A 14,106-nucleotide genomic window follows, 5' to 3' on the forward strand; every position below is an offset into this window, starting at 1 on the left:
TACAGAGAATTACTTCATTACCCGTAACTGGACTCGGTCATTATAAAAACGGCGATAGGCGAGATATCCGGCAATAATAGTCGATAGACTTGCCGTCGCCAGCAGCATAAAAGTGACCATTATTTGATACTTGATGGCTTTAACAGGGTCAATGCCTGCAAAAATCAGGCCTGACATCATGCCGGGAAGGCTGACCAGACCCACCGTTTTGGCAGCATCAACGGTCGGGATCATTGCTGAACGGATGCTGTCGCGAATGATCGACCCTGAAGCCAGCTTACTGCCCGCGCCAAGGCTCAGCATTTCGAGAATTTTTTGCTGATTATCGGCAAAACGCTGATTAAGATTGCTGTAGCACAGGCCCACGGCAACCATGGCGTTACCCGCAATCATTCCTGAAATCGGGATCACCTGCATCGGTAAAAACTCAATAGATCCAGACAAGATAAGCACCGACAGGGTCAGTAATGTGCCGACGGTGATGGCGATAAACGAGATAATAAAACCGTTATCGATATTACGACTGCGCTTTTGCGCATTCAACGCTGCGTTAACACAGATAAACAGCACCATTAACACTGTGAGCCAGTCGTTGTTAAGTTCGAAAATATATTTGAGCACGTAGCCAACCACGATCAGCTGCACTACTGCCCTCGCCACGCTCCAGATGATGTCTTTTTCCAGCCCAAGCTTCTCTTTTTTACTGACCAGCAGCGCCACCACCACCAGCACCAAGGCTAATGCGAGAGATTCATTGGTAATATTATGCTGATTCATGGCCACTCTCTGTCGATGCTTGGTGCGCCAGCGTAATAACCCGCTTGGCATGGCTTATTTCATGGGTATCGTGAGTCACCCAAATCACCGCTAACTGCTGCTCGCTGACCAATTCAGCAATAATAGCGTTAACGTTTTGCTTGTTTTCGTCGTCCAACGCACTGGTTATTTCATCAAGTAACAACACTTTGGGTAAAAATTGTAAGTTACGCAGCAGCGAAACACGTTGCTTCTCACCGCCTGAAAGTTCCTGAACGTTTTTATCAAGCATCTCCGGCGGCAAATTGACGCGCTTGAGCCATTCAGTCATCCGAGATTTATCGATTTTTTTGCCGCGAATTTGATAGGGCAACGCCAGGTTATCCAACACTGTCTGCCCGAACAGCACCGGCGTTTGAAAACAGTAAGACACCTGCTGACGATAACTTTCCGCCTTGATTTCATTGATTTTTTTACCTTCAAACCTTACTATTCCGCTGGTTGGGGTTTGCAGAGAAGCGACAATTTTCAGCAGCGTACTTTTTCCACTGCCGGAAGGCCCGGTCAGCAATGTGAACTCGCCGGGATTGAGTTCAAACGATGTGGGCCGCAACAATACCTGCTGATTCAGGCTGAAGCTCAAGTCCTGCAAACGCAGTAAAAATTCGGGGGAAGACATATCAGACTCGTTATCAATAATTTGCAGGCGATCTTAACGCATTTTTATCGCCAAATGCTATGGGACAGAGCAACTTGCCGTAGGTGTTCTGAATGTTTAAAAGTGACTGAAACGGACTCACCTACGGGCAATAAGCACAGCGCATACCCTTGACCTTAAGACCTTTGAAAAAATTTTGCGATAAAGACTCATCCCCAATAACGTCGTGACCAGCGCCTTGCTTTTGAAGACGAACGCCACGGCGTCATGACATACTCCATCAGAATAACCAGCAGAAAACTCACCACGCCCAACAGGGCTAAAAAGGCAATCGCCGAGAAAGTGCCCGCCGTGTTCAGGCGCGAATTTGCCTGCAGTAAATAGGCACCCAGGCCACCGCTGGTAGAGGCGGTCCACTCGCCAATGACTGCGCCGGTGACGCTGAACGTTGCCGAGAGCTTAAGCGCAGAAAAAAGCGGCGTGTAAGTTGCGGGAAGTTTGACATAGCGAAAAATACTCCAGCGTGATCCCCCCATCGACTTCACCAGATTAAGCATGTCTTTATCCACTGAATTGAGGCCATCCAACACGTTCACCACCACCGGGAAGAAAACCACCAATCCAACAATCACCAATTTGGGTGCCAACCCAAATCCGAGCCAAATAGTCAGCGCCGCCGCAATGGCAATCACCGGTACCGCCTGACTGGCAATCAGAATGGGATAAAGAATGCTGCGTATCCATGGCGTAGCATCCATCAACACCGCAAAGATGAACCCTGCTCCTGCGCCCAATATAAAGCCCATCAAAAAGGTCACAAAGGTGATGCGAAAGCCCTGTAACAGCACCGGTAAATCGGAAAGTATGTGGTCCCAGGTCTGCTCAGGTGACGGCAACACGTAGGCTGGAATATGATAAATTCGAACCGAAATGTCCCACACCAGCAGCACCAAAATTAACGCCGCCAGCGGCCCGCCTAGGGGTAACAGTAATTTACGCAAAAGAGGTGTGCTGCGAGCATCAGTCATGGGCTAAAGGCTCCTGTTGGTTTTCGCTGGCATTTTCAGTAAAGACCAAATCGAGAATTTGTCTTTTTAACGCGGTAAATTCGGGGCTCGTCAGGCAGGAAAGCGGGCGAGGTCGCGGAATATCTACCGTTAAAATTTCACGAATACGACCTGGGCGAGGCGACATCACCACCACGCGATCGGCCAGATAAACCGCCTCGTCAATATCATGAGTGACAAAAATAACCGTCCGTTTTTGCTCGGCCCAAACGGTCAACAACCATTGCTGCATTGAGAGCCGAGTCTGTGAATCCAGCGCGCCAAAGGGCTCGTCGAGCAGCATGATTTCGTGCTGCATTGCCAACGTTCGCATTAGCGCCACGCGCTGACGCATACCGCCGGACAAAGCCGCAGGATAGTGATTAATAAACTCACCCAGTCCGTAGCGCTGTGCCAGAGCCACGCCTGCTGCTCGCTGCTCCCTGCTGGCGCCGCCTTTAAGAATAGCGCCGAGTACGATATTGTCGATAACCGTCATCCACGGCAGCAGCAGGTCTTTCTGTAACATGTAACCCACGTGACCGCTGCGCCCGGTAACGTCTTCATTACCAATCAGTATCTTGCCAGCATCGGGCATTAGCACGCCGGAAATAAGATTAAAAAGAGTACTCTTACCACAGCCGGAGGGGCCGACTACACAAACAAACTCTCCTTCCTGCACGTCTAAATCGGTAGCGGCCAGCGCGGTCATCGTTCCAAAACGACGTGTCACCTGTTGCAGCGATAACTTCGGGTGTGTCATATCGCACTCTCTCCTTCACATCACAAAATTTCGCAGCCTTCGCGTCCAAACCACACTAAGTCTTCCACTTTCACCGCAACTTCCCCGCGTTGGGCAAAGGGCTCAATCGCCCACGCCCCCCACATCGGCGTATTGTTGCCAGCGTCAATAAATCCGTGAGTGTAGGCCGCACCAGCCGTGAGCGAATGGCCGATATTTCCCAGTAAATCCAGCAGAATAAAACCTTCCTGCGTCAGTCGATGATGTGAAAGTCCAAACAGTTCACTGGCCGGCATTCCCGGGCGGCAGCGCGCCAACGTCTCGTAATGAATACGCTCAAGGTCTTTCAGTGCCTGTGTCGCCTCGGGATAATCGCCTATGACCGCACAGCGGGTACAATCACCCCATGAGCCGTCGGCAGTTATCGGATGCACGTCTACCATCAGCACGTCCCTTTCACCCGCCCGCTGCTCGCCGGGCCCTTGGGTAGGAAAGCAAACTCGCGTATTTTCACCCAGTCCAACGTTGGTGATGGTCCATATCCCCTGCGCTCCCTGTGCTATCAGAAAGTCATGCACCCCCTGTTCGACCTCAGTTTCACTGATGCCACTGCGCGCCGCCTGCACGCCCGCCAGCGCGGCCGCCTTGGCCATACGCTGAGCAGCACGCAGTCCGGCAGGTGCGTCAAAGGCAATGTCAGGCCCAGGGCGATACGCCCAGGCCGGTTTCATGTTCGAAGGCGTACTCATCACGCCCCCTTACGGAAGATATTGATTAGTAAAATATTGATCCGCAGGAAGCGGCGCTTTAACAATGCCTTCGGCCTTGATTGCTGTCAGCAGGCTCTGCCAGATAGCCCCGTCAAGCGCCAAAGATTTGCTGTCGGGCGGTGAAAGCAGTGGAACGGTATCTGCCCACTGCTGTTTGATGTAAACCGGATCGTAAGCTTTGCTGTAGGCGGTGGCGAAGGCCTGTACGCCTTCATCCGGGTGATCTACTGCGTAGGCAATACTTTTCAGCGTGGCACGCATAAAGCCTTTCGCCAGTTCTGGATTCGCCTTCAGCCAGTCCTGATTACCAGCCAGCATAAAGATAGGCGTATTTGGCACACCGTGGGCAATAGCGGGCAGGAACTCCGGCTTTTGCTTGCCTGTAGTGGTCATTTCTGTCCCCTCGGCATTAGTGATACCCGTAATGACGTCAACGCGTTTTTGCAGCAGCAGTGGCACGGTATCGTCGGCTGCAGTCACCATCTGTACATCGTCGAGAGTCAAACCGGCGCTTTTTAGCATCAGCGCCAACTGCGCCTTAGTCCAGGCATCGTTATAAATCCCGACGCTTTTCCCCTTCAATTGGGCAACGGTATAAGGTTTACCCTGCTCGCTGATAATGCCCCAGTTGTTCTCTTTACCGTAACGACCAATCGCCTCGACAGGCGCACCCTGCTCTTTGGCAAATATAATATCCATCACCGTGGTAAAAGCGACGTTGGCGCGCCCGGTGCCGAGAAACTTCATGGTATCCGCTACCGTTGGTGGTGCCACGATATCCAGGTCGATTCCTTCCTGCGCATAGAAACCTTTCTCTTTACCCAGGATCCAGGGGATCCAGAATCCGTCGGCGACCGGCCACTCCTGAATAAACGTCACCTTGGTCAGTGACGCCGCAGAGGCTGTAGCAATTCCTCCCACAGCCGGCAGTAAAGTACTGAGCAATGTTGCTCCAGCCAAAACGGTCCCAGCTAAAAATGTACGTCTCTTCATGTTCATTTCTCCGGCAGTTTTAGAGGAATAATTAGTCAACCCTACTGCATATTGAGGCGGGACAAGATTTTATGTCAATCAATTTATTGAGTATTTTTCAGCTTGATATAAGTAGCCGTTAGGATTGAAAGAAGTTGATTTTTTTAGCCGCTAATCGCGTGTGGACTTCCCCTAAAAACTCATTACAACATGTTAAATAATGGCTTTTGAAAAATAAAATGCAGCGTCAGTAGAATGTAAACTGACGTCCGAAATAGCTAACTGAATGACTTCTCATGCTAAAGCCGGTTGCGTTAAAACCAAATTTATATTCTCCAATTTATAAACATAAAATTGATAGCGTCATTTTTAGATGAATGTATTATTTTTTCAGAAACTAACCACCTTAACTTTGTGCGAAAGAATCGCCCCATAGCTTGTTTTTACAAACAATCCACTACGTAAATTTATCTAAAAGTTAAGTTAGTTCAAAGTTTCGACTAAAATTGACAAAATTAAGCATTTATCGATATTTTTATAATGAAAAATTTTGTGCTTGATCTATGTTACTTATAGGTTATCTATGTATTGCTTTAGATCTGATTCTAACTTGCTTAGTGTTATTTACTCTATTCATGCCAAGCGCATTCCCAACAGGCATCCCAAAAAAGAAGGGTGAACAGTGGAAATTTTAGAAAAATTAAATGCACTCGCAGACAAAGTTAAACAGCAAGCTTCACTGATCCAAACTGAAGAGGCAACCAAAAGCGCATTCGTCATGCCTTTTATAAATCAAATACTGGGTTATGATGTCTTTGATCCTCTTGAAGTTATTCCCGAATTTATATGTGACGTGGGGACTAAAAAAGGAGAGAAAATTGATTACGCCATAATAAAAAATAATGAAATTCAGATACTTATTGAGTGTAAGAAAGTAGGTGAACCGCTAAATATTAAGCATGCAGCGCAGCTATTCAGATATTTTCATGTCACAAGCGCCAGAATTTCAATTCTCACCAACGGTCAAGTTTATAAGTTTTTCACAGACTTGGATGCACCAAATAAAATGGACGAAAAACCATTTTTAGAGTTGGATCTTCTGGACATAGATCACAATGTTGCTCCCGAGTTGTTAAAGTTGACTAAGGGCGCTTTTGACGTTGAATCTATCGTTAATGCAGCAGGTGAGCTTAAGTACGTTAGTCAGATTAAGAAAATTATTACCTCTCAGTTTCAAACCCCTGAAGATGATTTCGTTAAGTTTGTGGCCTCGCGTGTTTACGAAGGGATATTAACGCAAAAAGTTCGAGACCTTTTTTTAACATTGACAAAGAAATCCCTTACGCAGTGGCTAAACGACCAGGTTAACGAAAGACTCAAGTCTGCTCTCAGTACTAACGCACCGCCCGCTCTGCAAGGAGAATCGGTGCAAGAAGTCACTGAAGAACCTGAGGGGGTTCTTAAAGAAGAAAATGGTGTGGTAACGACAGCCGAAGAAATAGAAGGCTATCACATAGTGAAATCGATTATACGAACAGTCGTCACGGCTGACAGAGTGACTTATCGTGATACCAAAAGTTATTTCGGTATCCTCGTAGACGACAATAATAGAAAACCGATATGTCGACTTCACTTGAATCGCAGCCAAATGTATATAGGTTTGTTTGATCAAAGCAAAAATGAAACAAGACATGCTATTAGTGCTCTTGACGATATATATTTATTTACTGATTCACTTACAGAAACAGCAGCCACTTATAAGTAAGCTACTCCCATGTTCAGGTTCTCTGTGACTGCGAGAGCCTGAACGATGCAAAGTCGTTCCCTACTTTTAATATTCACTGAAATTTCAGAAAGATAACGCATTCCATCTCAAATAAACGCCTCATAAATTACATGATAAAATTCCATTAGATAATAGGTATAACGCCTTTTTATTCTATCCGGGACCGATAGCGGCTGATATATTGCTGTATTCGCGCTGTTTATCCAGGAGTCAACATCATGGTCTCAAAACACAACGAAGCCCTCATTACCGTAGCCTGCATTCAGATGGAGCCCATTTTTGGTGAAACGGCGCGCAACGTCGCAACAACCGTGTCGATGATTGAACAGGCGGCGGCCAAAGGCGCCAATTTACTGGTGCTGCCCGAGCTGTGTAATACCGGCTACGTTTTTTCATCACGCGACGAGGCGTTCAGACTTGCTGAAAATATCCCTGATGGTCACTCCTCTCGAGCATGGATTGCCTGCGCAGCACGGCTGAATATTTATCTGGTTGCCGGTATCATCGAGCGTGATGGTGAGAGCCTGTATAATTCGGCGGTCATTATCGGACCAGAAGGATACATTGGCCGCTATCGCAAGGTGCATTTGTGGGGCGACGAAGCGCTGTTCTTTGAACCGGGTAATCTCGGCTTTCCTGTATTTAAAACGCGCATTGGGACAATTGGCTGCCAAATTTGCTACGACTGCTGGTTCCCTGAAAGCTTCAGAATAGCTGCTTTGCAGGGTGCTGAAATTGTCTGCGTGCCGACCAACTGGGTTCCCATTCCAGGTCAGGATCCCACCCGTGAAGCGATGGCAAACATTTTGGTCATGGCAGCCTCACACAGCAATTCGATTTTTATCGCCGCCGCCAACAGAGTCGGTATAGAGCGGGAACAACCCTTTATCGGACAAAGTTTAATTACCAGCTATACCGGCTGGCCGGCCGCCGGTCCCGCCAGTGCGATCAATGCCGAGATAGTAATGGCGACAGTTAATTTGGCCGATGCAAAACGTCATCGCAACTGGAACGATTTTAATCAGGTGTTAAGAGACCGTCGACCGGAAGCGTACAACTTTTCAGGTTCAATCAATGAGTCAATAGGATAAATATCACCTGTATTATAATTCAGTGAGAAGCTCAAACTTTTCCTACTGAATTATATTTTATTTAATCGGTGGCCAATTAAAAAACCAAAATTGTGAACCTGCCTCCCCTGGTCATGTCTACATATAAAATATATATGGCACTAAAAAAAGCGATCCTTTACTATCCCCATAGTAATATTCAAAAATAAAACCACATATTAAATAACGCATGATAATTACAGGACACATAAATAATGCATCTACTGAGGTATTTATCAGGATGGGAAGAGTCTTCTTTTGAAAGTTATAAACAAGCCTACACCCTTTGGGGCGGAAATACAGTAAGCAACCCCCAAATACTCCACTTCTTGCATCAGCGATTTACACTTAATGAACGTTTCTATATTAAAAGAAATAAAAAAGAAGAGCTCATTGGCGGCGTTTGCGTGTGGAATAATACCCATATTGCAGGGGACCAAGCCATAGTTCATTCGAAAAATATCAATCGCTACCCGCTGAGCTTCGATGAAATTATCCTGCCCATTAAACCCGATTGCAGAGTGATATTGCCTTTTCGTAGCAAATTTTTGTCGCAGATTAACAGTCAGTCGGTGCGTAACTGCAGTCACTTACTTGATGCTCGCCGTAAAATTTGCATTGTTCGTTCTGTCAGTGCGAAGACGCGTAGCTCGCGCAACAGAGACCTTAAAAAGTTTATCAACGTCGGTGGCAGCGTCCACGACACCAGTGAATACAGCATTGATGGTCTGTTTTCGCACTACCAGCGGCTGTTCTTTCAACGGCGAAGTGAACACATCAACACGGATTATTTACAAGAGTTAATGGGTGAAATTGAGGATTTAAAGTTTGGCAAAATTTTAGCAATGTGCGGCGAACCCTGCGCCATACAGCTGATGCTACGCTCACAGGACAGCAAAAGCGTTTATCTGGATGGGATCAACACGGGGATGAGTATGCACTACCCTCATCTTTCAATAGGTACGCTTGCAGCATGGGTTAATATTTGTGCCGGTGTTGACTATGGAAAATCAGTAAACAAAAATGTCCGAATCTCATTTGGCAGACCCACTGCTGAGTATAAAGACTACTGGTGTAAAAAAGAGCGTTTATATCGCTGCATCAGCCTTTAAACTTTTTATAGCCCTTGGATAACAACTTTATCACCCAATCAATGAAATACATTAACGGCATGGAGAAATAACACACCAGAGGATAAGTAAAATACATCACACCGATGACTAAAATTAGCCCTACTCCAGTAAGAATATTGAACGAATCCCAGTCCACGCTGTGGAGTACATAAAAAAAACAAAGTGCGTACGCGGCAATGATGGACGTATCGATTATATAAAATGATAAGTTAGCGTTAATTTCGGATTTAACTCTGTCAAACAACCCCGCTTTCATATTATTTCCCGTCATATAAACAGGCATAAGTTTGGCGGAGTTAAAACCGATATGCAATCTAGATTAAAGCTTAATAAGGAATAATAAGGTTTTAAGCTCGATGGAGCAGTTTCTCAATATTTCTTAAATCATCTACGGCCTCTAGCCTCAACGCTTCAAACCATAACGTTTCAGCCTGAGCCACGCTAACTGCCCGCGTTGCCAGCGACATAAATTTATCGCGCAGTTGTTGATCACTCACCGGATTAGCCGGAGCGCCGAGTGCAATATCCACTTTGTGGGTCAACCGCCTGCCGTTTTTGGTGATTAAGGTGACCTCTGGCTCACCGTCGGCGCTGAAGGTGGGGTCAACCTGCAAACTCACTCGGTCAATTGCCGCCAGCAACCTTGGGTCACTCCGTTGCTCGTCCCCGTAGGCATCCAGACCGGCATGTCCATAAACCAGCCGTGCAGCCACCGCATACTTGATGCTCATTTGTGCCGCCGCCAACGTGCTTATCTTTTCATCACCGCACATCTCCTGCAGGAAAGGTGACAGCGTCACCTGAATCTGTTCCACGTCTTCGGCTACAGTCGCCATTTTATCCAATAAAATTCCCGTAGCGTCTATCGCCGCATGCGTACCGCGACAGGAAGCATAAGGTTTGATTGAGCAGCGCATTAGCTTCCATACCTGGCCTAACTCGGCAACCAACGCCTGTTGCTGGGCGCTCGCCGGAGCCACCGTTTTAAGAAAGCCGCCCCAGTGGTCTTCAAAAACTCCAGCAGGGCCAGTTATGCCCGCTTGTGCGCTAAGCGCCGCCAATACCCCACCCTCGGCAGCACGGCCGGCGTGCAGTTTTTTGCTTTGGGAGCCATCATGAATAAACGCCCACAGTCCTCCGCTCAGACTGCCCGCGATACCCAACGCAGAAGAAATTTGTGCTGCGTTTAAGCCTAATAACTTTGCCGATGCCGCTGCTGCGCCGAATACGCCGCAGGTTGAGGTGGAGTGCCACCCCGCCCCGTTGTGTGCAGAATAACCTCCGCAGGCTTCCAGCACGCGACGCGCCACGTCATACCCCAACACCACCGCAGTGATAAATTCTTCACCACTAACCGGTTTGTCGCACAGCGGCAGGACCGCCAGCATAGCCGGGATCACTACGGCACCTGAGTGGTCACAGCCGCCGGTGTCATCAAGTTCCAACGCGTGGCTGGCAATACCGTTTAGTAACGCAGCATTGCGGGCAGAGGTTTTCTCTGCCCGTCCCCACAGCGTGGCAAGCGGTAAACACCCTTCGCTTAAAATAAACTGCGTGACGTCCCGCGCAACTTCACTCGTAGCGCCGACCAGTCCCGCCCCCAGTGTATCAATGATGTGTCGCTTAGCGCGCGCGACCAGTTCGGCGGGTAAATCATCAAAACAGGTGTCGTTAACAAACGCCACCAGCGTTGACTGTACGTCAAGTATTTCACTCATGGCTGAACTCCATGTTGGGTGTGCTGCTGCCAGACTTGTGCCGGATGCGACGCGTCATTTTGTGGCTGCGTCTGCTGCCACCAGTCGGCTATTTCACCCGCTGTCGCTACCCACACGTCGGGATGTGAAGTGATATAGTCGAACAGCTCGGCCAGCAGGCCAATGCGCCCCGCCGTGCCGATGACTTCTGGGTGCAAGCGCAGCACATAGCACAGGCCAAAGCGATAAAAACCGTCGAAATCCATCTTCATATTGCCCAGCGTGTGGCTGTAGGAGGCAATTCGTGACTGCGCCGGGGGCACTGCCGGACTGAGGTTGAATGCAAAATAGGGCTCGTCCTCCAGCTCATAGTGCATCGGAAGTTCAACCAATTTTGAAGGCAAACCGTCGCTCATCGGTTGAAAATAGGGCACATCGTCACCGCGCCACGAAGAACTCCAGTCGATCCCCTCTTCAATAAGCGCATCGGCAAAACCGGGCGCCCAATTGCCGGAAGGAACGCGGAAGCCACGCGGCTTTTCACCGGTCTGCGCCTTAAGAGCAGCCTGCCCCCGTTTGAGGCTCGAGATTTGCTGCTCCAGCGACAAATTATCGAATTGGGCAAACTCATAGCCACAGGTTGCCAGTTCATGACCCGCGCGCGCGATGTGCATGATTTTGTCCGAGTGTTCATCGGCCACCGCACCCGGCACGCACCAACTGCTGCGCAGATTTTTTTCAGCCAGCAGCGCCAACAGCCGGTCAACGCCGCGCAGGGTCCCGTAGCGCCAAACTGACAGCGTTTTCTCGCGCCCCGCCACGGCAGGCACTTGGCTTAGAATGCCCTGAATGTCATTAAAATCGACAGTAATGACCACCGCACAACGCTTGCCCTGCGGCCATTTATCCTGCGTAGTGACAAGATTATTTGACATCGAAGTGCTCCTGTAGCCACCAGTGGGCAACCTCTTGGCAGCGTGCAAACCACACGTCATCACGGCTGCGCAGGTGGGCAAAGAATTGGTCGAGCAGCATGATACGGCCCGGTTTACCCGTAATTTTTGGGTGAAATAAAGTGGTCAGACTCAGCCCCTCGTTCATTGCCCCGTCAAACTCACGGCACCAGTTATCGAGTGTCAGTTCATAGCTGGCGGTGCGGTCCAGACCCGAGGGAAAGTTGGGTTCACGGGTATAAGCGATGGAGGCATAATCGTCCATTTCCCAACGGCCAGGAATTTCCACCAGCGGTTTTTCATAGCCAGGAACCCGAATCAGATACGGCCTGTCGTCACCGCGCATGCTGCTTGAGTAGGTCACACCGGCCTCAATCAACATCGCCGGTGTATCCTGATGCCAGTCGCCAGAGGGCGTGCGAAATCCCTGGGCGCGAATGCCGAGAAATTTCCAGAAAATATCGCGAGATGTCTCCATGACCCAACGCTGTTTTTCTGCGTCAATCGCATAAAAGGACTCATGACGATATCCGTGGTACGCGACTTCATGACCACGCTCGACGATAGCCTGACACTGCTTGGGCCAATTCTCTACCACCCAGGCCGGCACAAAAAATGTCGCCGGTAACTGATAGTCATCCAGCAGGTCCAGCAGTCGCGCCAGCGCCCGATAAGGCCCATAGCCGCCGAAGGTAAAATATTCAGGCTTGTGCCAAATAGAGCCGTTAAGCATGGCATCACCGGTCGGACCATCGAGGTCAAACGCCAGCGCCATACAGCCCCGTTTATCCTGCGGCCAAAGGCTGGCCGCGTTGGAAATCGTCATGAGTTATCCCGCTTTGATTAAATGCCGTTACTTGCCTTTGTTGATGGTCACTTCCTGGATGGCGCCGTCTTGTAGGCCCCATTTAGTCAGTATTTTCAGATAAGTACCGTCGGCTATCATGGCGGTTAACGCCCCTTTCACGCCGTCTATCAGCGCCGTGTCGTCTTTGCTAATGCCAATCCCGGTCACCTGATAGGCGAAGGCTTTGCCAAGCGGTTTGTAGGTGTCTTTTTCAAGATTCATGATGTATGGCAGCGTTTCACTGCCCTGCACCACACCTTCGATACGGCCCTGACGCAGCTGAGTACGTGCATCCGCAGTGCCTTCCGCCCCCACGACGACGATGGCCGGTTTGCCCGCTGGCACGCAGTTGGCCGTGCTCCAGGCTGCAATTTCAGCCGGGAAAGTCGTGCGGCGGCTGGTGCCGACTTTTTTTCCGCATAGGTCGAGCATGGTGTTGATCTCTTTATGCGCCACGGTGGTGTAGAACTGCGGTCCACTGTTGTAATAGTCAACAAAGGTCGCAATATCCTGACGCGGTTTAGTGTCAGTCATCCCGGAGAGGATCATGTCCACGCGTTTGGTGGCTACGGCGTTCACCATCTGCTCAAAACCGATTTCCTGCCAGGTGATTTTGCGGTCTAACCGCTTACCGATTTCCATACCCAAGTCATAGTCCATGCCGGTGAGCTTGTCGGTCGCCGGGTCTTTAAACTCCAACGGCGGATAGTTCGGCATCATCGCCACTTTAATGTCTTCTTTTTGTTTTAAGGCTTCAGCGGCCGATGCGGACTGACTCAACACGACGCCGTTGAGCAATACACCCGCCGCGAGCAGCGATAACAGTGTTTTTTTCATTGATAGATTTCCCCTGTGTATACTTTTTAAATGAGAACGGCAGAAATAAAATTCTGAGTTCTTGGGTTTTGTGGATTCAGCAAGACATCTTCAGGATTACCACTTTCTATAATTCCGCCTTCATCCATAAAGACCACGCGATTCGCCACCTCTCGTGCAAAACCAAGTTCATGGGTGACGACAATCATTGTCATTCCCTCCGCCGCCAGGCCGCGCATCACCGCCAACACTTCACCCACCATCTCGGGGTCCAGCGCCGAGGTCGGCTCGTCGAACAGCATCAGTTTCGGCTTCATCGCCAGCGCGCGGGCAATGGCGACTCGCTGCTGCTGGCCGCCCGAAAGCTCCATCGGATAGGCGTCGCGCTTGTGCGCCAGCCCGACTCTTTCAAGCAGCGCCATCGCCTCCTGCGTCGCCTCTTTCACCGGACGCAGCAGCACCTGGCAAGGTCCTTCGATAATGTTTTCCAGCGCCGTTTTGTCGGGAAACAGGTTAAAGCGCTGGAACACCATGCCGGTTTTCAAACGCTGGCGGGCAATCTGCTTATCGTTAAGCGGATAAAGTTTTTTACCCTCCATGCGATAACCCACCAGCTCGTCATCGACCCAGATACCGCCGCTGTCGATGCGCTCTAACTGGTTAATGCAGCGCAGGAAGGTGCTCTTGCCCGAGCCGCTTGGCCCGATAACGCACATCACTTCACCGTGTTGCACCTCAAGATTGATATTTTTAAGCGCCTGAAAATCGCCAAAGTACTTATTGACGTTGGCGGCTTTAATAATGCTTTTCATCGCAGGCTT

The 14,106-nt window shown here is 49.4% G+C and carries 14 protein-coding genes; 3 read left to right on the top strand and 11 right to left on the bottom strand.

The annotated features are described in order from the left end of the window. Nucleotides 1-9 precede the first annotated feature (9 nt). The 6 genes from fetB to GA565_RS13245 form a co-directional block, all read right to left on the bottom strand. Entirely contained in the window at nucleotides 10-777 is a 768-nt protein-coding gene (fetB, locus tag GA565_RS13220) for an iron export ABC transporter permease subunit FetB (protein ID WP_152198837.1), read from the bottom strand. Beyond that, nucleotides 764-1,435: an iron ABC transporter ATP-binding protein FetA gene (gene fetA / locus GA565_RS13225; protein WP_152198838.1), complete on the bottom strand. Its 672-nt coding sequence runs from the start codon at nucleotides 1,433-1,435 to the stop codon at nucleotides 764-766. The genes fetB and fetA overlap by 14 nt, the downstream gene beginning before the upstream one ends. Nucleotides 1,436-1,623: 188 nt before the next feature. Continuing rightward, nucleotides 1,624-2,442, bottom strand: a complete 819-nt coding sequence (locus GA565_RS13230) for an ABC transporter permease (RefSeq protein ID WP_152198839.1) — start codon at nucleotides 2,440-2,442, stop codon at nucleotides 1,624-1,626. Further along, a complete protein-coding gene (locus GA565_RS13235) occupies nucleotides 2,435-3,223 on the bottom strand; it encodes an ABC transporter ATP-binding protein (RefSeq protein ID WP_152198840.1) in 789 nt (262 codons plus the stop codon). The genes GA565_RS13230 and GA565_RS13235 overlap by 8 nt, the downstream gene beginning before the upstream one ends. A gap of 20 nt (nucleotides 3,224-3,243) precedes the next feature. Continuing rightward, complete coding sequence (locus tag GA565_RS13240; protein ID WP_152198841.1) at nucleotides 3,244-3,951, bottom strand: Xaa-Pro peptidase family protein; 708 nt, start codon at nucleotides 3,949-3,951, stop codon at nucleotides 3,244-3,246. Nucleotides 3,952-3,960: 9 nt separating this feature from the next. After that, nucleotides 3,961-4,965, bottom strand: a complete 1,005-nt coding sequence (locus GA565_RS13245) for an ABC transporter substrate-binding protein (protein WP_152198842.1) — start codon at nucleotides 4,963-4,965, stop codon at nucleotides 3,961-3,963. A 661-nt stretch (nucleotides 4,966-5,626) separates the two neighbouring features. Here GA565_RS13245 and GA565_RS13250 point away from each other — a divergent pair. The 3 genes from GA565_RS13250 (at nucleotide 5,627) to GA565_RS13260 (ending at nucleotide 8,951) form a co-directional block, all read left to right on the top strand. Continuing rightward, nucleotides 5,627-6,709 carry a type I restriction endonuclease gene (locus GA565_RS13250; protein ID WP_152198843.1) on the top strand — a complete coding sequence of 361 codons (1,083 nt, stop codon included), beginning with the start codon at nucleotides 5,627-5,629 and terminating at the stop codon, nucleotides 6,707-6,709. Between the two features lie 239 nt (nucleotides 6,710-6,948). Beyond that, nucleotides 6,949-7,821: a nitrilase family protein gene (locus GA565_RS13255; protein ID WP_152198844.1), complete on the top strand. Its 873-nt coding sequence runs from the start codon at nucleotides 6,949-6,951 to the stop codon at nucleotides 7,819-7,821. Nucleotides 7,822-8,054: 233 nt separating this feature from the next. Next, nucleotides 8,055-8,951 (top strand): hypothetical protein, encoded by an 897-nt coding sequence (locus GA565_RS13260; protein ID WP_152198845.1) that lies wholly within the window; start codon nucleotides 8,055-8,057, stop codon nucleotides 8,949-8,951. A 368-nt stretch (nucleotides 8,952-9,319) separates the two neighbouring features. Here the strand turns inward: GA565_RS13260 and GA565_RS13265 are convergent, their stop codons facing one another. The 5 genes from GA565_RS13265 to GA565_RS13285 are packed head-to-tail and all read right to left on the bottom strand — an operon-like array spanning nucleotide 9,320 to nucleotide 14,097. Next, nucleotides 9,320-10,690, bottom strand: a complete 1,371-nt coding sequence (locus GA565_RS13265; protein ID WP_152198846.1) for an MmgE/PrpD family protein — start codon at nucleotides 10,688-10,690, stop codon at nucleotides 9,320-9,322. Further along, the gene (locus GA565_RS13270) at nucleotides 10,687-11,604 is read right to left on the bottom strand and encodes a polysaccharide deacetylase (RefSeq protein ID WP_152198847.1); all 918 of its coding nucleotides are present in this window, start codon (nucleotides 11,602-11,604) and stop codon (nucleotides 10,687-10,689) included. Before GA565_RS13270 ends, GA565_RS13265 begins: the two co-directional genes overlap by 4 nt. Then, nucleotides 11,594-12,448 carry a polysaccharide deacetylase gene (locus GA565_RS13275; RefSeq protein WP_152198848.1) on the bottom strand — a complete coding sequence of 285 codons (855 nt, stop codon included), beginning with the start codon at nucleotides 12,446-12,448 and terminating at the stop codon, nucleotides 11,594-11,596. Before GA565_RS13275 ends, GA565_RS13270 begins: the two co-directional genes overlap by 11 nt. A 27-nt stretch (nucleotides 12,449-12,475) precedes the next feature. Then, complete coding sequence (locus tag GA565_RS13280) at nucleotides 12,476-13,306, bottom strand: ABC transporter substrate-binding protein (protein WP_152198849.1); 831 nt, start codon at nucleotides 13,304-13,306, stop codon at nucleotides 12,476-12,478. Between the two features lie 26 nt (nucleotides 13,307-13,332). Continuing rightward, the gene (locus tag GA565_RS13285) at nucleotides 13,333-14,097 is read right to left on the bottom strand and encodes an amino acid ABC transporter ATP-binding protein (RefSeq protein ID WP_055779659.1); all 765 of its coding nucleotides are present in this window, start codon (nucleotides 14,095-14,097) and stop codon (nucleotides 13,333-13,335) included. Nucleotides 14,098-14,106: the final 9 nt, after the last annotated feature.

The sequence above is a fragment of the Rouxiella sp. S1S-2 genome, assembly GCF_009208105.1.
In the GTDB taxonomy this organism is placed as follows: Bacteria; Pseudomonadota; Gammaproteobacteria; order Enterobacterales; family Enterobacteriaceae; genus Rouxiella.

What these genes read in the sequence shown, in the direction of transcription:
- fetB (WP_152198837.1), bottom strand. Translation starts at nt 777, where the DNA reads ATGAATCAGCATAATATTACCAATGAATCTCTCGCATTAGCCTTGGTG.
- GA565_RS13240 (WP_152198841.1), bottom strand. Translation starts at nt 3,951, where the DNA reads ATGAGTACGCCTTCGAACATGAAACCGGCCTGGGCGTATCGCCCTGGG.
- GA565_RS13280 (WP_152198849.1), bottom strand. Translation starts at nt 13,306, where the DNA reads ATGAAAAAAACACTGTTATCGCTGCTCGCGGCGGGTGTATTGCTCAAC.
- GA565_RS13260 (WP_152198845.1), top strand. Translation starts at nt 8,055, where the DNA reads ATGCATCTACTGAGGTATTTATCAGGATGGGAAGAGTCTTCTTTTGAA.
- GA565_RS13270 (WP_152198847.1), bottom strand. Translation starts at nt 11,604, where the DNA reads ATGTCAAATAATCTTGTCACTACGCAGGATAAATGGCCGCAGGGCAAG.
- GA565_RS13255 (WP_152198844.1), top strand. Translation starts at nt 6,949, where the DNA reads ATGGTCTCAAAACACAACGAAGCCCTCATTACCGTAGCCTGCATTCAG.
- GA565_RS13285 (WP_055779659.1), bottom strand. Translation starts at nt 14,097, where the DNA reads ATGAAAAGCATTATTAAAGCCGCCAACGTCAATAAGTACTTTGGCGAT.
- GA565_RS13265 (WP_152198846.1), bottom strand. Translation starts at nt 10,690, where the DNA reads ATGAGTGAAATACTTGACGTACAGTCAACGCTGGTGGCGTTTGTTAAC.
- GA565_RS13230 (WP_152198839.1), bottom strand. Translation starts at nt 2,442, where the DNA reads ATGACTGATGCTCGCAGCACACCTCTTTTGCGTAAATTACTGTTACCC.
- GA565_RS13235 (WP_152198840.1), bottom strand. Translation starts at nt 3,223, where the DNA reads ATGACACACCCGAAGTTATCGCTGCAACAGGTGACACGTCGTTTTGGA.
- GA565_RS13275 (WP_152198848.1), bottom strand. Translation starts at nt 12,448, where the DNA reads ATGACGATTTCCAACGCGGCCAGCCTTTGGCCGCAGGATAAACGGGGC.
- fetA (WP_152198838.1), bottom strand. Translation starts at nt 1,435, where the DNA reads ATGTCTTCCCCCGAATTTTTACTGCGTTTGCAGGACTTGAGCTTCAGC.
- GA565_RS13245 (WP_152198842.1), bottom strand. Translation starts at nt 4,965, where the DNA reads ATGAAGAGACGTACATTTTTAGCTGGGACCGTTTTGGCTGGAGCAACA.